The 22,440-nt window shown below is 48.9% G+C and carries 20 protein-coding genes; 17 read left to right on the top strand and 3 right to left on the bottom strand.

The window, feature by feature from the left end; translation table 11 throughout:
- Positions 1–302: 302 nt before the first annotated feature.
- Both HCG48_RS08030 and HCG48_RS08035 read left to right on the top strand, forming a co-directional pair.
- Entirely contained in the window at positions 303–518 is a 216-nt protein-coding gene (locus HCG48_RS08030; RefSeq protein WP_168568691.1) for a hypothetical protein, read from the top strand.
- 78 nt (positions 519–596) lie between these two features.
- On the top strand, positions 597–1,889 hold the full coding sequence (locus HCG48_RS08035) for an ABC transporter substrate-binding protein (RefSeq protein WP_168568692.1): 1,293 nt from the start codon (positions 597–599) through the stop codon (positions 1,887–1,889).
- An 83-nt stretch (positions 1,890–1,972) separates the two neighbouring features.
- On the opposite strand, the gene HCG48_RS08040 is transcribed toward HCG48_RS08035, so the two are convergent.
- Complete coding sequence (locus HCG48_RS08040; protein WP_168568693.1) at positions 1,973–3,235, bottom strand: bifunctional folylpolyglutamate synthase/dihydrofolate synthase; 1,263 nt, start codon at positions 3,233–3,235, stop codon at positions 1,973–1,975.
- Positions 3,236–3,317: 82 nt separating this feature from the next.
- Here HCG48_RS08040 and HCG48_RS08045 point away from each other — a divergent pair, with 82 nt between their 5' ends.
- Positions 3,318–4,010: a queuosine precursor transporter gene (locus tag HCG48_RS08045; RefSeq protein ID WP_168568694.1), complete on the top strand. Its 693-nt coding sequence runs from the start codon at positions 3,318–3,320 to the stop codon at positions 4,008–4,010.
- 270 nt (positions 4,011–4,280) lie between these two features.
- On the opposite strand, the gene HCG48_RS08050 is transcribed toward HCG48_RS08045, so the two are convergent.
- Positions 4,281–4,790 carry a cupin domain-containing protein gene (locus tag HCG48_RS08050; RefSeq protein ID WP_168568695.1) on the bottom strand — a complete coding sequence of 170 codons (510 nt, stop codon included), beginning with the start codon at positions 4,788–4,790 and terminating at the stop codon, positions 4,281–4,283.
- Between the two features lie 174 nt (positions 4,791–4,964).
- Between HCG48_RS08050 and HCG48_RS08055 the strand changes: the two genes are divergently transcribed.
- Together HCG48_RS08055 and HCG48_RS08060 are read left to right on the top strand one after the other, a co-directional pair.
- Positions 4,965–5,189, top strand: a complete 225-nt coding sequence (locus HCG48_RS08055; protein ID WP_168568696.1) for a hypothetical protein — start codon at positions 4,965–4,967, stop codon at positions 5,187–5,189.
- 72 nt (positions 5,190–5,261) lie between these two features.
- On the top strand, positions 5,262–5,411 hold the full coding sequence (locus tag HCG48_RS08060; protein WP_168568697.1) for a hypothetical protein: 150 nt from the start codon (positions 5,262–5,264) through the stop codon (positions 5,409–5,411).
- Positions 5,412–5,445: 34 nt separating this feature from the next.
- Here the strand turns inward: HCG48_RS08060 and HCG48_RS08065 are convergent, their stop codons facing one another.
- Positions 5,446–6,078 carry a hypothetical protein gene (locus HCG48_RS08065; protein ID WP_168568698.1) on the bottom strand — a complete coding sequence of 211 codons (633 nt, stop codon included), beginning with the start codon at positions 6,076–6,078 and terminating at the stop codon, positions 5,446–5,448.
- Positions 6,079–6,351: 273 nt separating this feature from the next.
- Between HCG48_RS08065 and HCG48_RS08070 the strand changes: the two genes are divergently transcribed.
- The 12 genes from HCG48_RS08070 (at position 6,352) to HCG48_RS08125 (ending at position 22,407) form a co-directional block, all read left to right on the top strand.
- On the top strand, positions 6,352–6,678 hold the full coding sequence (locus HCG48_RS08070; RefSeq protein WP_168568699.1) for a hypothetical protein: 327 nt from the start codon (positions 6,352–6,354) through the stop codon (positions 6,676–6,678).
- 42 nt (positions 6,679–6,720) lie between these two features.
- The gene (locus HCG48_RS08075; RefSeq protein WP_168568700.1) at positions 6,721–6,975 is read left to right on the top strand and encodes a DUF8620 family protein; all 255 of its coding nucleotides are present in this window, start codon (positions 6,721–6,723) and stop codon (positions 6,973–6,975) included.
- Positions 6,976–7,122: 147 nt separating this feature from the next.
- The gene (locus tag HCG48_RS08080) at positions 7,123–8,304 is read left to right on the top strand and encodes a serine/threonine protein kinase (RefSeq protein ID WP_168568701.1); all 1,182 of its coding nucleotides are present in this window, start codon (positions 7,123–7,125) and stop codon (positions 8,302–8,304) included.
- Positions 8,305–8,826: 522 nt separating this feature from the next.
- A complete protein-coding gene (locus tag HCG48_RS08085) occupies positions 8,827–11,340 on the top strand; it encodes a TonB-dependent receptor domain-containing protein (protein WP_210437198.1) in 2,514 nt (837 codons plus the stop codon).
- Positions 11,341–11,554: 214 nt separating this feature from the next.
- A complete protein-coding gene (locus tag HCG48_RS08090; RefSeq protein ID WP_281362093.1) occupies positions 11,555–13,057 on the top strand; it encodes an aspartate aminotransferase family protein in 1,503 nt (500 codons plus the stop codon).
- Positions 13,057–14,586, top strand: a complete 1,530-nt coding sequence (locus HCG48_RS08095) for a pyridoxal phosphate-dependent decarboxylase family protein (protein ID WP_168568702.1) — start codon at positions 13,057–13,059, stop codon at positions 14,584–14,586. Before HCG48_RS08090 ends, HCG48_RS08095 begins: the two co-directional genes overlap by 1 nt.
- Positions 14,587–14,637: 51 nt before the next feature.
- Positions 14,638–16,464: an IucA/IucC family protein gene (locus tag HCG48_RS08100; RefSeq protein ID WP_168568703.1), complete on the top strand. Its 1,827-nt coding sequence runs from the start codon at positions 14,638–14,640 to the stop codon at positions 16,462–16,464.
- A 24-nt stretch (positions 16,465–16,488) separates the two neighbouring features.
- Positions 16,489–17,094 (top strand): GNAT family N-acetyltransferase, encoded by a 606-nt coding sequence (locus tag HCG48_RS08105; RefSeq protein ID WP_168568704.1) that lies wholly within the window; start codon positions 16,489–16,491, stop codon positions 17,092–17,094.
- Positions 17,091–18,416: a lysine N(6)-hydroxylase/L-ornithine N(5)-oxygenase family protein gene (locus HCG48_RS08110; RefSeq protein WP_210437199.1), complete on the top strand. Its 1,326-nt coding sequence runs from the start codon at positions 17,091–17,093 to the stop codon at positions 18,414–18,416. Before HCG48_RS08105 ends, HCG48_RS08110 begins: the two co-directional genes overlap by 4 nt.
- Positions 18,416–19,612 (top strand): MFS transporter, encoded by a 1,197-nt coding sequence (locus HCG48_RS08115; RefSeq protein ID WP_168568705.1) that lies wholly within the window; start codon positions 18,416–18,418, stop codon positions 19,610–19,612. The genes HCG48_RS08110 and HCG48_RS08115 overlap by 1 nt, the downstream gene beginning before the upstream one ends.
- Before the next feature lie 41 nt (positions 19,613–19,653).
- The gene (locus tag HCG48_RS08120) at positions 19,654–21,489 is read left to right on the top strand and encodes an IucA/IucC family protein (RefSeq protein WP_168568706.1); all 1,836 of its coding nucleotides are present in this window, start codon (positions 19,654–19,656) and stop codon (positions 21,487–21,489) included.
- A gap of 123 nt (positions 21,490–21,612) precedes the next feature.
- A complete protein-coding gene (locus tag HCG48_RS08125; protein WP_168568707.1) occupies positions 21,613–22,407 on the top strand; it encodes an ABC transporter ATP-binding protein in 795 nt (264 codons plus the stop codon).
- Positions 22,408–22,440 lie beyond the last annotated feature (33 nt).

The raw sequence follows: 22,440 nt of genomic DNA on the forward strand, positions 1-22,440 counted from the left end.
AGGGAGGAAAACCGATTAAGCGCAGCTCGATCCGATCGGTGAAAATTAGGTAGGGTTACCCCTGCGATCGCGATCGTTATCTCCAAAACTCCCTAAGTTGTTTAAGCGTTAGCGACCGAGCTACAAACTGGAAAGCATTCGTAGGTGTCATGACCTTGAAAACGGAGTCAGTCCAGACTGAGGCGGGTCAGCTAACGGAAGGTGAGCCATCAATCCCCTTCACTGAGCGTGCGGGGTGCGGTTGTCGTTGTATTCGCGAATGAAGGACGGATGAGCCGACGGCGATCGCCCGGGGGACGGAGATGACCGACGCTATCAATACGATTATGCCCACGGCGGTGACGATCGCCATCGCGCGGGGCATTCTCTGGGTCGATCTGGGAGTTGGGCGGTCGGACGATCGCCTGTCGAGGGCTGTTTCCAACCGCGATCTCGAATTGTTCGCTAGGGTAGCAAAAACAAAAACGATCGTCTTGTCTGCCACCGAGGGGCGATCGCCGCGCTTAAAGCTAAACTGACAACAGTCCGCCGCGATCGCGCGCGTCAGGCGGGTTGTATTGTGGCAAAAACGAGTTGTCCGAGGAACGAGACCGACCATGAAAACCTGGAAAAGGTTCGCAACGTTTGCACTGTTGGGAATGCTGCTCAGTTGGGCGATCGCCGCCTGTACCCCCGGCCCGGATTCCCCGTCGGATTCCGCTTCGGATCGCCCTCAAGTCGAATTCTGGACGATGCAACTTCAGCCCCAGTTTACCGACTATTTCGACCGGGCGATCGCCACGTTTGAAGCGGAAAACCCGGATCTGCAAGTGCGCTGGGTTGACGTTCCTTGGTCGGCGATGGAAAGCAAAATTTTAGCTGCCGTTTCCGCCAAAACCGCCCCGGATGTGGTCAATCTCAACCCGAATTTTGCTACCCTCCTTGCAGGTCGCAACGCTTGGTTAGATCTCGATTCTAAGCTCTCGCCAGAGGATCGTCAGCAATATTTACCCAATATCTGGAAAGCTAGCACCCTTGGGGATAACAGTTTCGGCATTCCCTGGTACGTCACCACTCGCATCACGATCTACAATAGCGACCTGTTCCAACAAGCGGAAATCGCCCAACCCCCGACCACTTACGCCGAACTCGCCGAAGTCGCCCGCCAAGTCCGCGAAAAAACGGGAAAATATGCCTTTTTCGTCACCTTCGTTCCCGGCGACTCTGGGGAAGTCCTCGAATCGATGGTGCAAATGGGAGTCACCCTGGTCGATGACGACGGTAACGCCGCCTTCAATACTCCCGAAGGTCAAGCGGCTTTTCAATATTGGGTCGATTTGTTCAAAGCCGGGTTATTACCTCGGGAAGTCTTAACCCAAGGACACCGCCAAGCAGTCCAACTCTACCAAGCTGGAGAAATCGCCTTACTCGGTTCCGGTCCGCAATTTTTCCAAACGATCGAACAAAATGCTCCCGAAATTGCCCGCGTTTCGGCAGCCGCGCCCCAAATTACCGGGAAAACGGGTAAAAAAGCGGCGGCGGTGATGAATTTAGTCATTCCCCAGGATAGCGATCGCCCGGACGACGCCCTCAAATTTGCGTTATTTGTCACCAATCCCGAAAATCAGCTTGCTTTTGCCAAAGCGGCGAACGTCCTGCCTTCGACGGCGGCTTCTTTAGCCGATCCTTACTTCCAAGACCTGCCGGAAAATGCCTCGGCCCTCGATCGCGCGCGCATCATCAGCGCCGCCGAACTCGCCGACGCCGAGTCGTTAATCCCCGCTATTGAAGGGGTTCAGCAATTGCAAAAGATTATTTACGATAATTTGCAAGCGGCGATGTTGGACGAGAAAACCATCGATCGCGCGATCGCGGATGCTGCGGAACAATGGAACAGTCGGGGATTTTAGATCGAGCCGGTTAAATTTTAAAATGCAGGGATTGTAAGGACACGATATTGCCGTGTCCTTACAGGGATTTAGCACCGTGTTTCTCAGCGCATTTTGCCTAAAAAATAACCCAATAAATAGAGAGAACCGCATAAAATAGTCAAACTCTCTTCTAGGTCGATCGCCGCTTCTAAGGCGGGGATAACGTCGGGGAAACAGCGAATCTCGGCTAAATCCGGGCAAATTTGGGCGGCTAATTCCGCTAACTCCTCGGGGATGGCGCTGCTGTGGTCCGGGACGGGGACGAGATATAAACGATTCTGCGATCGTAATAAGGTTTTGAAAATGCCTTCGCGATCTTTTGTCGAAAGCATTCCCATCACCCAAGTTATCCGGTTTTCGGTGAAGTCCAAACGATCGACATAACGGCGCAATACTTTCGCCGCCTCGGTATTGTGAGCGCCGTCTATTAAAATTTTAGTGTTATGAAACATAAAATACTGCAATCGTCCCGGCCATTGTGCGAGACTCATGCCTTCGACGATCGCGCGATCGTCGATGTTCCAGCCGCGATCGCGCAATACCCGGATCGCGGCGATCGCCAGGGCGGAGTTTTGCAACTGCACGTCACCGAGCAGGGGTAACGGGTATTGAATGCCCTCAGCTCGAACCCATTGGCGATCGTCCGGCGGGTCGGCGACGGGAAGGGCAGGGGCTGGAAACACTGCCGGACAGCCGAGTTCGGCGATCTTGGCTCGGACGACGGCGATCGCCTCCGAGGGCAAATTCCCCACCACCGCCGGACAGTCCGATTTGAGGATACCCGCTTTCTCTCCGGCAATATCGGCCAAGGTCGGCCCGAGACGCTGCCAGTGTTCCCAGCCGATCGATGTAATGACACTGACTAAAGGGCGATCGATCGCGTTGGTCGCATCCAAGCGTCCGCCGAGTCCGACTTCCATCACGGCGACATCGACCCCTTCCCGGGCGAAGTGCAGCCAAGCGGCGGCGGTAATCACTTCAAATTGGGTGGGGGTTTCGGCGTCGGGGGCAATCGCATCTCTTACTTGAGATAATACTTCTGTTAATTTCGGTTCGGAAATCGGGCGATCGTCGATACAAATTCGTTCCGTCCAGTCGATTAAGTGCGGTGAAGTATAGCGACCGACGCGATAACCCGCCGCTTTGAGGATCGCCGATAAATACGCACAAACCGATCCTTTACCGTTGGTTCCCGCCACGTGAATGAGGGGGACTTGTTGTTGCGGGTTGCCTAAATCGTCCAGTAAGCGGCGAATCCGGTCTAATCCGAGATTGACCCCGAAGCGTTCAAATTGTTTCAAAATCGAATCAATTTCGGCACTCATGCGATAATATTCAATCCTCAATCTGTTGACTTGACTCGGCGATCGCACCTCCTCAAACTCTTTACTCTATCTTAAAATGCTTATGTCCGATCGTAAAAAGACTTATTCAATTTGGTTTGTTGCTATCGTCGCCCTTTTTATCACCTGTTTGATTACGTCTAATATTATTGCGGTTAAATTAATTGAGGTGTTCGGCTTTGTGGTGACGGCGGCGATCGTGATTTTTCCCATCAGTTATATTTGTGGGGATGTTTTAACTGAAGTTTACGGTTATCGCGCCACCAAACGGGTGATTTGGTTGGGATTTTTTTGCAATTTATTGGCGGTCGCGGCGATCGCGATCGCTCAAGGGTTGCCGGGGGCGTCTTTTTGGGACGGACAAGGGGCTTACAATCGGATTTTAGGTTATACGCCCCGTTTGTTGTTGGCTTCTTTTTTAGCTTATTTAATTGGGGAATTTACCAATGCGATTGTTTTAGCGAAATTGAAAGTCATCACCGGTGGTCGCTACTTGTGGATGCGAACGATTGGGTCTACTTTAGTCGGTCAAGGATTGGATTCTGTGGTTTTTGTGACGATCGCCTTTTTGGGGACGATTCCTTTCCCTGGGATGGGAGAGGCGATCGTGGTTCAATGGTTGTTTAAATCCACTTACGAAATCTTAGCTACTCCCTTGACCTATTGGGTTGTCGCTTTTCTCAAAGACCGGGAACGACTCGATGTTTACGATCGCGATTTGGCGGTCAATCCGTTTAAATTGGAGGAAGATTCGTAAGGCGATCCCAAGATGAGCAATCCGATCGTTGGGCGAATTCAGAAATTGCTTTCTGAATTCGGTGTTTTTACGAAAATGACAGGTTAAACCCTCGAATTGAGACCGTCCCACTGACTTCTACTCCTCATTTTCAATTGATTGTAGAACTCAGATAGGATCGCTATAGCTATATTTCTCATCTCGGGACGACGGCTGATTTTTGCGATCGCATCGATAGGAGAAAGAGGATTTTTTTAGCCCTACTTTCTTAAACCCTTACCGCGATCGCAATTACGGCATTTCTTCTGGCGGCGGCTCTCGAAAAAATGGCTCTGTTTTATCGATGTCGATCGTATAGGCAGCCTGGTTGCCATCGCGGATGACACGCTTGTTTAAGCGGGGGTAGTCGCCAATTTCTATGGCTTTTCTTTCCCCACCCATTAAATAAATTAAATCGGTATCGAAGGGATTACGGAGGTGGTGGGCGACAGAGGGCGTAGGAAATCCAAGAAAGTCGCCGGGTTCGACTTCAAATTCGCGATCGTCTACTTCGGCAATTCCCCGTCCGGAGAGGATATAAAGAAATTCTTCTTCGTGGTGGTGTGCGTGATAGATAAAGGATTCTTTGCCGGGAGGAATGCGACCTAAGCGGACGATCGTGCGCTGCAATCCGACTAAATCACTGAGAGAATGCAGGTAAAGTTCCGAGTTAGGATTGAAGGGATGCCTGAAGGGTACTTCGGCAGATTGTTTGAGATCGCGATGGCGAATTAAAAAGGGGTTCGATTCTTCTATTGACATGGGTTAAAACCTCAACAACAATCGAGAAAGGTTGGGCGATCGCCGATTGTGAACCTAAAATCACTTAAATTTTGTCATCCCGGGCGATCGCTTCTGCTGTCTTGTCTTTTACCTATCTTAAACTCTAAAATCTAAATAATAAAATTGACAGTCCAGCCTCGACAATTGCGAACTATGTCTATCTCTAAACGTGAAGCCAAACGACAGTTACAGCAACTGATTTTCGATGAAGAACGACCCCGAGAGTGGGTACAAGATGTCTGGGGAATGAGTCCGACGTTGGGGGAAACGGCTGCTCGATTGCTCGATGCGTTTGAAGGCGCGATCGAAGCCTGTTCTGAGGAAGCACTCGTCCAGTTATTGCAAGGTTTACAAGGGGAAGCTGACGAAATGGAGTAGGATCGCAGGACTTGCAAGGTGTGGAAAATTGGTATAATTTGCCCCTTGGGGTTTTTCGGTTTAGGAGGAATTGTGGAAACATCGGTACCGTCATCCCTGTATTTGGGATTGGGAATCGCCGCGTTAGGATTGATGCTTGCAGTGACGTTGGGAATTGTCTACCTGACGGCGGTGGAATGGCGCGATCGCCGACGCCGGGATCGGGACAAACGTTCTCGTTGAAGGAGTGGCGATCGCCTAACGACGAAGGCGCGCTCTAAAGTTGCGGGAGGGTGTCGGATGGCTCCCGATTGTCCGGTCCGTTAACTTCAATGTCAATGGCGGACTCCCGCAATGCTTCCGGTAAGCTGGTCGTGGGAGCGATCTCACTTTGGAAAAAGTAGACGCGATCGCAGTATTGATTCGGGGTGGAACAGACGGTCTCGATCGCCACGTTTTCAATATCGGTGACATCGAGTACGAGTTCTGCCAGTTCCCCGGGAAAGAGCCGCCGCGAGGCCGAACGCTCGCCGTCTAGATAAATGTTGACGATCGTCGCAGGTCGTCCCGGATCGCGATCGCGCATCCCGAATTGCAGTTGCAACAGGCGAAATCCCGCCGGAATGTCTTCGTCTTCGTCGGGAGTAATCCGACAGGTCAAACTCGCTTCTCGGCTGCCGGGTCCGCCAAACATATACGATCGATAAACTTTGCGCCCGACAGTAATATCTTGCTTCTCTTCCTGCCAGCGTCCCAGTCCGGTTTCCACACATTGAGTATCGAGCAAGAACACCGGATCGCCATCGTCAGCACGGGCGATCGATCCGCCGAAGGGCATCAGGGCGATCGCCAGTACGAGACTGGCGCTCAATTTGGCGCTCAATTGACCGAAAAGATCGACATATGGCATGAAGTCAGACCCACGCTAAAACCAGTTTTTCCCATCATATAGCGATCGCCCGACAGATGCGAACTTTCCAGGCACGCCCGGGGCGATCGCCCTACCTTTTGCCCTTGTTCGTCCAAAAATTGGTGAACATCATCAACATGGCGCCGAGGAAAATGACCCCCGCCAATCCGGCGGCCACTAAATTTTGTACGTCAGGATTCTCCATAGATCGCGTCTCGGGTAACGACAAAGAATGTGCGACAATTGCTAGAACAATCGCATTGCAATCTTCTCATGTTTGATGTCATCTCGGAATTTTCACGAACCCACTGCATTGCTATTTGCGCGTTTCTCGTCCCGGCGAACTTGCTGGCGACTTTGCAAACCTTGGTTTTCACCTTTGGCGGCTATTCCCGCGATCGCGTGCGCCTGATGGCGACGGTGGCGAGTTGCTATGCGTTGGCGATCGCCGCTCACGTCATCTGCTGGCTTCTCGAAGGCGTGGTCATGGCCCCAACTTACATCCTCTTTTTCCTCGCTACGGTCTGTCTGACCCTCAATTTCGGCGCGATCGCCTACCGCCGTTTCCCCCGCCTCTATTGGAGTCGGAACTTCAGCTAACCGAATCCGCCCCATTTACCAAACGCATTCCCCCAAGCGCCGATGAAAGAAAAACTTTTAAATTGGCTCAATCTTTTTTTAGTCGCCGACGTTTTCTTAGTCCTGTTCTCGTTTTTCTGGTTTGCGATCGCCGTCGTCGGTCGCTCTACAGGGATTAACTTGGGCCTCGATCTGTGGTACAGCCTCTGGGATCCCCTATTTACCCCCGCGATCGGGATTCTGATGGCAGGCGCCCTGATTAGTGGCTTGAGTTCGTGGTTGTTCAAACGGTTTGGTAATTCCCTAGAAAGACCCTAGGTTTCCGGTAGGGGAGGAAATCGGGAGTAGGGAATCGACCCAGCTCAAACCCCTGTGTTGCGGGCATCTTGCCCGCATAGATCTCCCCTTGAACTCCCTCTAAAATCTAAAATCTAAAATCAATCCCGTTCGCCCGAGGGGACTATCATGCTCGAACCCGATCGCCTACTGCACGAACGCTACCAACTGCAACACCGTTTGAGCGAGAACCAAGTTCGCCAAACTTGGCTCGCGAAGGACTTGCAAGCTCCCCCCGATAGCGACGATCGCGTCGTACTCAAACTGCTCCCCTTTGGCGGCGAGGTGCAATGGGAACATCTCAAACTGTTCGAGCGAGAAGCCCATATTTTGCAACAACTGCAGCACCCTCGCATTCCTCGATATCGCGACTATTTCCATATCGACGATCGCTCGTTGTGGTTCGCACTGGTGCAAGAATATATTCCCGCCAATTCGTTAAAACAATGGCAGGAAAACGGGAAACGGTTCGACGAACGCGACGTGCGCCGCATTGCTCGGGAGCTGTTGGATATTCTCATTTATTTGCACCACCTCAATCCTCCCGTCCTCCATCGGGATCTCAAACCGAGTAACTTGCTCGTCGATGATTCTTGGCAGGTCTATCTCGTCGATTTCGGCGCGGTTCAAGATAAATCGGCGATCGAAGGATCCACCTTTACCGTGGTCGGAACCTACGGCTACGCCCCGATGGAACAGTTCGGCGGTCGCACGGTTCCCGCGTCCGATCTCTACGCTTTGGGCGCCACGTTAATTCATTTACTCTCGGGAATTGCCCCGGCGGATTTACCCCAAGCGGACTTACGCTTTCAGTTTCGCGATCGCATCAGCGCCAGCGAGGGACTGATCTGCTGGTTGGAAAAAATGACCGAACCCTCTGTCGAAAGGCGGTTTGCGAGCGCCCGGGAAGCTAAAGAAGCTCTCGACGCTCCCCCGCGCGCGCTCGCGACGGTTCCCCAACAGGCGATCGCCAATACCTCCGGACAAGGCGGCATCTTCGATCCGAACGTTCCCGTTCCCGAGGAAATTCTCGGCTGGAATTGGGGGGCTTTCCTGATGGCCAATTGGTGGCCCTTAACCAATCGAGTTTGGTTCGGTCTGCTCTCCTGGATGCCTTTTCCGTTTGGTTCGATCGTCAATGTCCTACTCGGCTACAAGGGGAATGAGTGGGCCTGGAAAAGCCGTCGCTGGCGCAGTATCGAACAGTTCAAAAGCCACCAACGAGGATGGACGATCGCCGGAATCTTTTTTGCGATTCCTTGGTATGTACTCATGTGGATGATTCTGTGGTGGCTGTTAGAGGAACTTTAAGGGCGATCTCGGGGTTTATTTTTAAAGATTCTCAATAAGCAGCATTGTTGAATAATTTATTTAGAATTATCTTCAATAAATAAGAACAGTTTTATTTGCACGTATTTTACAAAAAAACTAAATAAATATTCATATAAATGCTTAATAGATAAGGTAAAAATTCAATTAAGTGTATTAATTTTGCTAAAGTCTGCATTTTCACAGCCAAAGGACGACCGACGGCAAAAACTGCTCTAATTCACGATTTAACAGGGATTTCGGGCGATCGCCCCCGACGGTCGGGGGCGATCGCCCTCCAAAAATCTTTTCAAAACTAATTGAATATAACTTGCAATAAGTGTATGATGACCTCTGGTTGACACCCCAAACTCTTTCGCCTCCTCCCGAACCAGATCATTTATGGGTCTCGGGGGTGGGCTGGATTTGAATTGAGAAAAATTCTCAAGACGCGATCGCGCCGAACTGGAATTCGCAGTTGGGCCGGGATCCCCCTGTAAAAAAATAGGAACATCCGAACCGACCGTGAGTAGAAATCGACTGTGGCAAAGTCTCTGGATTGCAGGAACGGCAGCACTTGTAGCCGTTGCCCCCGTGCGCGCCGACACCAGCGCCATCACTGACGTGCGCGTGGAAACGAGCGCCGACGGATTGCAACTAATTTTAGAATTTGACGGAGAAGAGACCCCCCAAATTTTTTCCTCGGCCTCCGGCAACACCTTAATCGTAGATATTCTCAATACGCGCTTGCGTTTGGCGGACGGAGATCGCTTTAGCGCCGACAATCCGAACGAGGCGATCGCCGAAATTGCGGTCAGTCCCCTCGACGAAAATAACGTGCGCTTAATCGTCACCAGTCAAAGCGGACAACCCGCGATCGAGTGGAACGAAGCAGGTGGCGCCTTAATCTTTCAAGTCACCACCGCCGAAGTCGAAACACCCACTCTACCGAACCTTTCCGCCGATCCCAGCGCCGAGGGAGACGCGCGTCCCGACGATATTATCGAGATTTTGGTCACCGCCACGCGCAACCTCGAACGCCTCACCGACGTTCCCCGTTCCACCAGCGTCATCGAACAAGAGCAAATCGAAGAACAAATGCGCGTCACCCGGGATCTCGGAACCATCCTCAGTCAAGAAGTCCCGGGACTGTCCCCACCGACCCAAAGCGCCAGTAACTTCGGACAAACCTTGCGCGGTCGCAACATCAGCGTCCTGATCGACGGAATCCCGCAATCGACCAACCGCAACGTGGCGCGGGATTTACGCACGATCGATCCCGGCGCGATCGAACGAGTCGAAGTCTTGCGCGGTCCGACCGCCATTTACGGCGACGGCGCCACGGGAGGAATTATTAATATCATTACCAAACAGGGGCGCGGCGAAGGGATTACCGCTCAAAGTTGGCTCGATTTCAACGCATTTCCGAGTGATTTTGGCGACAGTCTCTCCCCGACAATTCAACAGTCCGTTTCCGGAAGATTGGGCAAGATTGATATTGCTTTAAATGCCTCTTATACCGGAGTGAACGGACTATTTGACGGCGACGGCGATCGCATCCCCCCCGACCCCAACGCCCAAGGTGGACTCGCCGATACCACCACCTTAAACGTGTCGAGTAAGTTAGGATATAACTTCACCGAAGACCAACGCCTTCAACTGTTATTTAACTATTTCCACGACGATCAAGATACGAATTACACTACCGATCCGATCGTCAACGAACTCCCCGGACGCCAAAAAGCCCGCGCTCTTTCCGGTTTGGAATTAGACAACTCCCAACAAACTGATAACCTCCTCGTTTCTCTCGATTACACCAACGACAATCTCCTCGGGTCTCGCCTGCACGCTCAAACCTATTATCGAGATTACTTTACCCGTTTTTTCCCCTTCGACGCTCGGGAATTTCCCAGTTTGGGTAACACAATTTTTCAGTCTCAAGTCGAGTCGGAAAAATACGGCGGACGGCTGCAGTTAAATACTCCCTTATTTGGCGAAGAAAACGGGAATTTATTGTGGGGGGTCGATTACGTCCGCGAAAGTACCAACCAACCTGTAGATATTTTCGATCCGGAGGTTTTTGAAAATAGCGATGGTTTAGTTTATCGCCGGATTGGCGATCGCACTTGGTCGCCCCTACAGAGACAAGATAACCTCGGGTTATTCGCCCAACTCAAAGTTAATTTAGGGGAGAAAGTCGTCTTGCGCGGTGGCGTCCGTCACGAACGCATTAATATCGATGTCGATGACTACACGACGATCGCCGGAGATGCGATCGAAGGAGGCGAACTCGACTATGACGCGACCTTATTTAATATCGGTGGCGTCGTCTATCCCACCGATGAAATCAGCGTATTTGCTAACTTTTCTCAAGGGTTTTCGATCGCCGATGTCGGACGAGTTTTACGCGGCGCTTCTGCGGGATTTTCGGTAGAAGAACTCGACCCGGAAGCGCAAACCGTAGATAACTACGAAATTGGGATTCGTGCCAACTATGAAAAGGTTCGCGCTTCTCTTTCTGGGTTTTACAATACCTCCGATCTCGGTTCGACGTTTACCCAAGATTTCCAAGTGGTTCGCGCCCCGGAAAGAGTGTATGGGGTCGAGTTTGCCCTCGATGTAACTCCGAGCGAAAAATGGGCGTTTGGAGGGACGTTTACCTGGACCGATGGTGCCGTGGATTTAGAAGATAACGGGGATTATGACGACCCGTTAAACGGTTTTCGGATTTCGCCGATTAAAGTGACTGCTTATGTAGAAAATGAGACGTTACCGGGATGGAATAATCGCTTGCAAGCGCTTTATTCGGGCAGTCGCGATCCGGAAGGACAAGGGTTTGGTTTGGGGGAAGTCGATAGTTACATTACCCTCGATTTAATTAGCAGTCTACAAGTCGGACCGGGACGGTTTGTTTTGGGCGTCGAAAATTTATTAGACACTCAATATTTTCCGGTCGTTTCTCAATTGCAAGGGCAAGATACTGCCTATGCTGCGGCACGGGGTCGCACCCTTCGCTTGGGGTATTCGTTAAGTTGGTAGATTCCGTAGGGTGGGCAATGCCCACCCTACACAAATAAAAGTTATTATTTGCTGGAAACCTAACGGCTAAAATGTACGGGCGATCGCCGATTTTAGCTGGGTTTTTGCATTCCAATTTTTGGCAAAAATTTATTTTATTTTTTTTTAAAAAAATCTTCCGATCCTATTGCAATTATTCTCAATACGGTCTAGACTCTTAAGCAATTGAGAATAAATGGCAACTAACGAGCGCTCCAAAGCCCCGCGCGATCGCGGGACGCAGTATTTCCACAGTTTAAATAGTTTCAATAGTTTGAATAGTCGCAACGTTACCGATTCACTCTCCGAGGTCAGCATGACACCATTTCTTGTAAAAGATTCTCAACAAGGGTACTTAAACCGACAGGCGCGGCGAGAGTCCAACGCCCGCAGCTATCCGCGTCGGATTCCGATCGCCATTCGCGAAGCTAAGGGAATTTTCGTTACCGACGTGGACGGAAACCAGTATTTCGACTGTTTGGCGGGGGCGGGAACCCTCGCCCTCGGTCACAATCACCCGATCGCGATCGCGGCGATGCAAGACCTGTTGCAGCAAAATTTACCGTTGCACACCCTGGATTTGACCACTCCGGTTAAAGATCGTTTCGTCGAGGAACTGTTCGCCAGTTTGCCGTCAGCTTTTGCGCAAAATGCCAAAATTCAGTTTTGCGGACCGACGGGGGCGGATGCGGTCGAAGCGGCGGTGAAGTTGGTGAAAACGGCGACGGGACGCCGCAGTATGCTGTCGTTTCACGGCGGTTACCACGGCATGAGTCACGGCGCCTTGAGTTTGACGGGCAACTTGGGGGCAAAACACGCTGTGGCTAATTTGATGCCGGACGTGCATTTTATGCCCTATCCTTATTCCTATCGCTGCCCGTTTGGGATCGGCGGCGAACTCGGCACGCGGATCGGCTGTCATTACATCGAGCAGGTTCTCGACGACCCGGAAAGCGGTATCACCCAACCCGCCGGGGCAATTGTGGAAGTCGTGCAAGGGGAAGGCGGCGTCATTCCTTCACCCGATCGCTGGCTGCGCGAACTGCGGCGGATGACGCGCGATCGCGACATTCCCCTGATCGTCGATGAAATTCAGACCGGATGGGGACGGACCGGACGGCTGTATGCGTTCGAGCACGCCGGGATTATTCCCGATGTGGTTTTACTGTCGAAGGCGATCGGCGGCAGCTTGCCTTTATCCGTGGTTTTATATCACAAAAAGCTCGATCGCTGGTCCCCGGGCGCTCACGCCGGAACCTTTCGGGGTAACCAATTGGCGATGGCGGCAGGATTGGCAACTTTGCGTTATATCCAAACGCATAATCTCGTCGATCGCGCCCGGGCGTCCGGCGATCGCCTCGCAGGTCACCTGCGGCATACTCAGGCAGACTGTCCCTGGATCGGCGACATTCGCGGGCGCGGTTTGATGGTCGGTGTCGAAATCGTCAACCCGGAGGCGGAACCGAACGCGATCGGATCGTACCCTGCCGATCCGACCTTAGCCCGTGAAATTCAGGGCGAATGCTTCCGTCGCGGCTTGATTGTAGAATTAGGCGGGCGTCACGGGGCGGTCGTGCGCTTTTTACCGCCATTAATCGTTACTGCCGAGCAAATTGACCAAATTAGCGAGATTTTTGATGCGGCAGTGCGATCGGCCCATCGATCTCGACAAGCGGATTGTTTGGCGGAGGTCGGTTGATGTTAGAACTGCACCACGATAGCGCGATCGCCGATCGATCGCGCCCCTTCGATCGCTATTTTCTCGGAAATTCCGAAGCCAGTCAAACGGCTTACCGCCAGGCGATCGCCGCCAGTCTCGACGTTTTAGAACGCCATTTCGCGCGCCTGTCGCAACCCTATAGTGGTGCTACTCCAGCACAGATTGCCGATCGCTTGGCCGCGATCGATCCGTGTCCCGACGATCCGCAAGCGATCGATCGCATCCTCGATCGCGTCGGCGAGGCGATCGTCCGCCATAGTGTGGTGGTCTCCCACCCGCGCTGTATCGCCCATCTGCACTGCCCTCCAGTGATTCCCGCCCTCGCCGCCGAGGCGATCGTGGCGGCGACCAATCAATCGATGGATTCCTGGGATCAGTCCCCGGCGGCGACGATCGCCGAAGTGCGCTTAATTCAATGGTTGTGCCGCGAATTCGGCTACTCCACCACCGCCGACGGCGTGTTTACCAGTGGCGGGACTCAATCGAATTATATGGGGTTGTTGCTGGCCCGCGATCGCTACGCCCGCGATCGGTATAATTGGTGCGTTCGCGATCGCGGTTTGCCCCCCGAAGCCGGGCAATTCCGGGTGTTGTGTTCCGAAAACGCCCATTTCACCGTCCGTCAGGGGTGCGCCCAGTTGGGATTGGGCGAGCGATCGGTGGTGACGGTTCCGTGCGATCGCGATCGATCGATGTCCGTGGACGCCTTGGAACGCGCGATCGCCGAGTTGGGCGATCGCGACCTGCTACCGATCGCGATCGTGGCGACCGCCGGAACTACCGATTTCGGCAGTATCGACCCGTTAATTGAGATTGCCGAAATTGCTCGAAAATACAAGATTTGGTTGCACGTGGATGCTGCTTTTGGTGGGGCGCTCATTTTGAGCGATCGCTACCGTCAAAATTTAGCTGGAATCAATCTCGCAGATTCGATCGCCGTCGATTTTCACAAGTTATTTTATCAGCCGATTAGTTGCGGTGCTTTTTTGTTGCGCGATCGCGATAATTTCGACTTGATGAAACTGCACGCCGCCTATCTCAATCCAGAAACGAATGAAAAGGAAGGTATCCCCGATTTAGTGACGAAATCCGTGCAGACTACGCGGCGTTTCGATGCCTTGAAACTGTGGATTTCTTTAGAGGCGATCGGTCGAGTGACTTTCGGTAAGATGATCGATACCACCCTCGAAATCGCGCGCCAAACGGCGGCGGCGATCGAACGCCACGAGGATTTAGAACTCGCTCATTTTCCAACCCTAAACACCGTCGTTTTTCGCTATTTGCCCCAACGGTGCGATCGCCCCGACGAGATTAACGATTGCATTCGCCGAACCTTAATCAATCGCGGCATTGCAGTTATTGCCAAAACGCAAATTGAGGATAAAACTTATCTCAAATTCACGTTACTCAATCCTCAGATTACGATCGAAGATCTCGTCGGTTTACTCGATACGATTCGAGAGATAGGGCAAGCCTACGATCGAGAAACGGCCAATTTTTACCGATAACTTCTTATTTCTACCTCGAAATTACTCCGTCCAACTATTGCGATCGAAGCCATGAACCTCAAACCGATTTCTCAACCTGTCGATCTCCATTTAACGGATAAACAAATCGCCGAACGCACCACCATTCAAAGCTTTTTTAACTGCTACTTGCGCGAAACTGGAAGCGGCGCGCTTTCCACTCCCGAAGATATTCCCAACTTTCAACAATTCAACAAGAATTGGGATCGATTGATTCGCTGTCCTTTACCTCACCAAGGGATAGAAATTATTGCCGGACTGCGTTACTCGTCTCCAACAGGTCGTCATCTGTTTCATTTTCCGTTCTACTATAAAAATACGGTCAATCCCGAATATATCGAACTCGATTACGTTACCTTAGTCGCCTTACTTTCTAAAGAATTGGCGATCGTTCACAACCATCACGCCAGTCAAGACGAACTCTTATTGCGCGTCGTTCAAAGTTGCCGCAATATCGAATATTTTATTCGCGAAAGACGCCAAGATGCCGAACTGTTAAGCGAATTTTCTAGCAATTTTGCCACCACGGAACAAGCGTTAATTTTCGGACATCATTTACACCCAACCCCGAAAAGTCGTCAGGGATTTGCTGAAGAAGATTTACCGATTTATTCTCCAGAACTGAAAGGATCGTTTTCCCTGCACTATTTTCGCCTCAATCCCGCGATCGTTCTCGAAGGATCGGCCCTGGATCGAACGGCAACTCAAGCGATCAAACAGGGACTGCTAGAAGATGACAGTATTTCTGAAGAATTCAAACAAAAATACTGTCAAAATGATGGCTATTCTTTGTTACCTTTACATCCGTGGCAAGCTCATTTTCTTCTGCGCCAACCGATCGGTCAACAGTTGCGCGATCGGGGCTTGTTAGAAGATTTAGGACGGCAAGGATTGCCCTATTTACCAACTTCTTCTATTCGGACAGTTTATCATCCAGACCGAGCTTTCATGTTCAAACTTTCTTTGAACGTGAAAATCACCAATTCTTTGCGGACAAATCTCTATAAAGAATTGGAACGTAGTGTCGAAGTGTATCGACTTTTAGACAGTGAAATTGGTCGAGAATTAGGCGAAAAATTTCCCCAATTCCAAATTATTCGCGATCCGGCTTATCTCGCCGTTCAAGTAAATGGGGAACCCTTACCCGCGTTCGCGACTATTTTGCGAGAAAACCCCTTTCAAACGAACCCAGAAACAGACGCGACTTGCATTATTTCTTTATGTCAGGATTCGATTTACAGCGACGGTTCCCGACTCGCCCACATCATTCGCGCATTAGTAAAACGGGAAAGACGATCTAGCCGCGATATCAGTTTAGAATGGTTTCGCCGCTATTTAGACATTTCTTTAGACCCGATTTTGTGGCTGTATTTCACTCACGGTGTTGCCGTAGAAGCCCACCAGCAAAATAGTGTTTTACAACTCAAAAATGGCTACCCCGATCGCTTTTACTATCGCGACAATCAGGGGTATTATTTCCGTCAATCTTACTTCGAGCATTTGAATCGTTTTCTTCCTGGAATTGGCGAAACTAGCCAGACCGTTTGCGATGACAAAGTATCTGACGAACGTTTGGGATATTACTTCTTCCAAAACAATTTATTTGGATTGATTAATGCCTTTGGCGTCGCGGGTTTAATTGACGAAAGTCTGCTATTAGACGAACTGCGATCGGCCTTGGAACGGGTGAAGCGATTTAATCCCGGCAATTCCAAAATTTTAGAGAATTTAAGTCAGCCAAAATTGCGCTGTAAGGCGAATTTAATGACTCGTTTTCACGATATGGATGAATTAGTCGGGTCGTTAGCGAGTCAGTCAGTTTACGTGTGGTTGGATAATCCCTTACACCCTGAAAACTAGAACTTTTACTCCATTAGAGATCTCATGAAGTTTCCACAAACTGAAGAAAAACTACAGTTTAGTTACAAAAAATTCGATCGATCGCTCGAAAAAACGATCGCCTTTCGTCCGGTCGAGTTAGAGAAAGATTTAGACCGCATTCACCGATGGATGAACGAACCTCACGTGATTCCCTTTTGGCAGTTGAATTTCGATCGCGATCGAATGAGATCGCATTTAGAAAAAGCCTTAAGCGATCGCCATCAAACCCTATATATTGGCTATCTCGATGGGGTTCCTATGAGTTATTGGGAGGCATATTGGGCCAAGGATGATGCGATCGCCCAATGTTACGAACCAGACGCGGGCGATCGCGGAATTCACTTATTAATTGGCGAACCAAAGTTTTTAGGAAAAGGCTATGCTTTGCCATTATTGCGGGCAATGACTAACCTACAGTTTGAATTTTCAGCAACGCCAAAACTTCAAACGCAAAAAGTCGTCACCGAACCGGACATCCGCAATGCCAAAATGATTCATATTTTCAAACGCTGCGGCTTTGTCTTTCAGCGAGAAATCGAACTTCCGGATAAACGGGCTGCTTTGATGTTTTGCGATCGCCAATCTTTCAGAAAAAAATCGGAACAATGAACGGAACAATAAACGGAAAAATTTACGATTTAATTGGCGTCGGTCTCGGCCCATTTAACTTAGGTCTGGCCGCTTTATTAGACCAAACCAATCTCGACTGTTTATTTCTAGAACAAAAACCAGAATTTCAATGGCATCCCGGCTTACTTATTGAAAATAGTACGATTCAAGTCCCCTTTTTAGCCGACTTGGTAACGATGGCCGATCCGTGCAGTCCTTACAGCTTTTTGAACTATTTGCACGCCCAATCTCGTCTCTATCACTTCTATTTTTTCGAGAAGTTCCATATTCCTCGCCGAGAATACAATCATTACTGTCGGTGGGTTTCGCAACAGTTAAACAGTTGTCAATTTGGGCAAAGAGTAGAGTCACTTACTTTGGAAAATATCGATTTTGAAACTTATTACAAAATCGAATCCCGAGAATTAAAAACGGGAAAAATGAACACTTACTTTGCCCATCATTTAGTTTTGGGCGTCGGTAGCATCCCTCAAGTCCCACCCTGTTTCCAAAACATTTATTCCGACCATATTTTCCACTCTGCTGAATTTTTGAATCGGCGCGATCGCGCTTTACAATCTGATTCAATTACGGTCATTGGTTCCGGACAAAGTGCGGCAGAAGTCTTTTACGAACTGTTACAACAACAGTCAAACTATTCCTATCGTTTAGAATGGCATACGCGATCGGCGGGCTTTTTGCCAATGGAATATTCTAAGCTAGGATTAGAGCATTTTTCACCAGACTATATCGACTATTTCTATCACTTGCCACCCCAAAAACGCGATCGTCTGTTGTCCGAACAACGATTGCTTTACAAAGGTATTAGCTTTGAAACAATCGCCGATATTTACGATTTACTTTACGAACGATCGATCGGCGGTCAACCTCTCAATGTTCGCTTACTTCCCTTAGTAGAAGTTAAAGAAGTCGAACGCGTGACAACAGAAAAAGGCGATCGTTTCGTCCTGGGATACCGTCACAGTCAGCAAGAAACTCGCTTTACTCACGAAACCGATTGCGTCATTCTCGCCACGGGATATCGTCATGCTATTCCTCGATGCATCGACGGTATTCGCGATTTAATTCAGTGGGACAGTCGCGGTAGATATGAGGTTAAATTTGACTATCGTCTGGCTTTAAACCGCGAGATTAGCAATCATATTTTTGTCCAAAATGGCGAACTTCATACCCATGGAATAGGGGCGCCCGATTTGGGATTGGGGGCGCATCGCAACTCTGTCATTATCAATACCCTCCTCGGCGAAACAGTTTATCCAGTCGAACGCCGTAACGTGTTCCAGCAATTCGGGGTTGCCTGATGAAAGTCAATCCAAAGTGGATTCCGATCGCTCTATTTTCTTGTGTCTTTATTTCAATTTTTACCGAGGTTTTACTATCGCCCTTCTATCCCCAATTTTTCAGCAAGGTTTTTGGCATTGAAGATCTTTCCTATACGGGATATTACATTTTTATCTGTCGCCTAACTGTGGTTTTATGCGCCCCTTTATGGGGAGTTTTCTCCCGTTGGATTGAAGTCAAATACTTGCTCTATTGCGCTCAAATTGGAACGGCCTTTTTTACAGCTTTAATGGCGACGAGTACGAGTGCAAATTGCTTTCTCGCTTATACGATTGGCTTGTTGTTATTTAAAAGTTGCTATTTGATGGTTTATCCATTAATTATTCAACTGACTGATTCTCAACAGCATTCCACCGTCACGGGAACCTATCAAGCGGTATTTCACGGCGGCATTATTGCCGCGACGATCGCCGGGGCTTGGATGGTCAATTTAGAAGCCCCATTGTCCCTATTTTACGCGATCGCGATCGCCGATTTATTTCAGTTTTTGTTGTGTTTTATCTTTCTAAGAGATACGCAAACTCGCCGAGAAATTACACCACCATCCGAGCAACATTCAAGCTTCGGCGATCGCTGGGGATTTATAGTGGCAATCGGCTTAATTATCCTAACCTTTCAACTGGCAAATAACTTAATTCGTCCTTTCTTTACGGCTTACGTGACCCAATCGGAAACTTTGGGCATAACCTTAAATGAAAGTAGTTATTTGTTCATGATTCCGAGTGCAATGGCGATCGCCGCGTTGCCTTACATTCGCAAATCTTTTCATCGCGATCGCCTTCATTCTATTTATCTTGTCGGACTGGTTTTATTGTCCGTTACTTTATTCCTCCAAGGATGGACTATATCCCTCGGAATTCTCATTATTGCCCGCCTTATTTACGGTTTTTGTTTGGCAACCAGTCAGTCTGCTTTAGAACTGCGGTTATTCGATCGCAGTCGGGGCGATCGCCTTCATTTTAACTATTCCCTCGCCATGTCTTTTGCCAATTTAGGCCATTTAAGTGCCCCCTTACTCGCGTCTTGGCTAGTCGAACGCTATACGTTAGCAATGCCTTTATTTGTTGCTGCTTTCATTTGTGCAGTCAACTTTCTTTTTGCCCAAAAAACGATTTTTCGGGCACCCATTTTTCAACCGTCTGAAGTCGAACTATAGCCTCGTTCACAATTATTGAATGATTTCCTGGAGTTTCTGTCATGAAAAATTTAGACACTCTCAATGCTACTTTACAGTCGCAACGCTGGCAAAACGTTAGCCAAAAGTTGCTGGCAAAAATGCTATCCGAGTTTATGTATGAAGAGATTGTTAAACCGGAATGCCTGCAACAAACAGGCGATCGGCAAGCCCTTTATAAACTCAGTCTTCCCGAAGGCATTGCTTATCAATTTGAAGCCAAACAACGGTTATTTGATAGTTATCGTGTGAAACCGGATTCAATTCAACGGTGGGACGGTCAAATTTGGCAACAAGGATCGAGTCCATTTCAATTCGTTCTCGACTGTCATACAGCCGTTGGAATGACAGTGGAAACAGCAGGACATTTAATTAAAGAACTCAGTCAAACCTTACTCGCCGATGCCCATATCGATCGGCAAAAAAGCGAACAACAAAGCGAACAACAAACAGATTTACTCGCTTTAGATTACGCCCATCTTGAAGGAAAAATGGAGGGACATCCTTGGATTACCTTCAATAAAGGGCGAATCGGTTTTGGATATGCCGACTATTTGGCCCATGCCCCAGAAAATCAGCAACCCGTTCATCTCCCATGGCTGGCCGTTTCTAAAAAAACCGCCCAATTTAATGCGATCGCCGATCTCGACTACGAACAAGCGATCGCAGAAGAATTATCAGCAAGCGATCTCGCCCAATTTAAAGCAATTTTAACCGCGCAAAATCGCAATCCCGATAATTATTTATTGATGCCCGTTCATGACTGGCAGTGGGACAATAAAATCATCCCAATTTTTGCCGAAGAAATTGCTAAAGGAAAGATCGTCTATCTCGGCAAAAGCAGCGATCTTTATTTACCCCAGCAGTCTATTCGGACATTTGTTAATATTAGTAATCCCCACAAACGTCACGTTAAATTACCTCTGAGTATTCTCAATACGTTGGTTTATCGAGGACTGCCGGGGGAACGGACTGCGATCGCCCCTAAAGTTACTGAATGGATTACATCGATTTGGAAAAATGACTCATTTCTTTCTCAAAAATGTCGCTTAATTTTGCCGGGAGAAGTAGCTAGTATTAACTACGAACATCCCTATTTTACTGCCCTGCATGGGGCGCCTTATCAATATAAAGAAATGCTGGGTTGTCTGTGGCGGGAAAGTGTTTTATCTTACTGCGAAACTGACGAAAAATTGATTACTTTAGCTGCTTTAGTTCATATCGATGGAAATGGCAAACCTTTTGTGTCACAACTGATTGAAAAATCGGGATTGTCACCGCAAGTTTGGTTAGACCGCTTGTTTAATACCGTATTGCCCCCGCTTTTACATTATCTCTATCGCTACGGCGTCGTGTTTTCTCCCCACGGTGAAAATACCATTCTCGTTCTTAAAGATTATATTCCTCATCGATTGGCAATGAAAGATTTTGTCGATGATGTCAATGTCAGTCGCCATCCCTTACCGGAGTTAGAGTCGATACCCGCAGACTTGAAAGGAATCTTACTCAGCGAACCTCCCGAGGGATTGTGCCAGTTTATTTTTGCAGGGTTGTTTATCTGTCACCATCGCTATTTGTCGGATATCTTAGAAGAGTTTCATCAGTATGACGAACGCGATTTTTGGCAGCAAGTTCGCCAAGTAATTCTAAACTATCAACGTCAGTTTCCCGAATTGCAAGATCGCTTTGAATTATTCAATTTATTGGCACCCAAATTTACGAAACTTTGCCTCAATCGCAATCGGCTGATTACTTACGGTTATGCCGACGATGGCGATCGCCCCCATGCTGCCGCATTCGGTAAAGTAAATAATGCTTTACACGAAGCGATCTCCGATCGCCTCAACTTATCGGTGTAGTTTTTACGCAGAAAACCATTAAATTTGCGTTCATTTGTGGTAAATTCTTAAGCGAATTATAGCGAATTATGTCTGGGCAAATTCGCTGAAAATTATCAAAATGAACGCAAATAGAGAAAAATAATGATAGCAGCAACTGATTGGGCAATTCGGGCCATAAATCTAAAAATTAGTTATGACGATCTCGCGATCGTTTCTGATTTATCCATTGACATCGAAATGGGTAAAATCACTGCGTTGATCGGCCCTAATGGATCGGGAAAAAGTACCGTTTTAAGAACCATTGCCCGCCTATTAAAGCCCGAACGCGGTCTAATTTATTTGAACGGTAAAAATATTGCAAAAATGCCAACCCAGGCGATCGCCCGCGAATTGGCAATGTTACCGCAATCCCCGGATATTCCCGCAGGAATAACCGTTTGGGAGTTAATCGGTTACGGGCGTTATCCCCATCGATCGCTGTTAGGTACTTTATCGAGACAAGACAAAATTGCGATGGAATGGGCGTTAGAAATGACTCGATTGCAATCCTTGCGCGATCGTGCAGTCGATACTTTATCGGGTGGGGAAAGACAACGGGCGTGGATTGCTTTAGCGTTAGCCCAAAAAACGGGGATTTTATTATTAGACGAACCAACAACATTTCTCGATATTCGCCATCAGTTAGATATTCTCTCTTTAGTTAAAAGTCTCAATCGAGAACAACAAATTACAGTGGTTTGGGTACTGCACGAACTCAATCAAGCCGCAGCTTATAGCGATCGCATGATTATGTTTCGTTCCGGTGAAATCATGTCAATGGGAACCCCCGCACAAGTGATGACCCCAGAAAAAATTTTAGAAGTTTTTGGAGTCAAAATGACGGTTATTCCTCATCCAGTTAATGGATTGCCAACTTGTTTTCCAATAAATTATTGATGAGGATTAAAAATTCATAAAAATCAAACATAA

Origin of the sequence: Oxynema aestuarii AP17 (assembly GCF_012295525.1) — a bacterium.
Classification (GTDB): Bacteria; Cyanobacteriota; Cyanobacteriia; order Cyanobacteriales; family Laspinemataceae; genus Oxynema; species Oxynema aestuarii.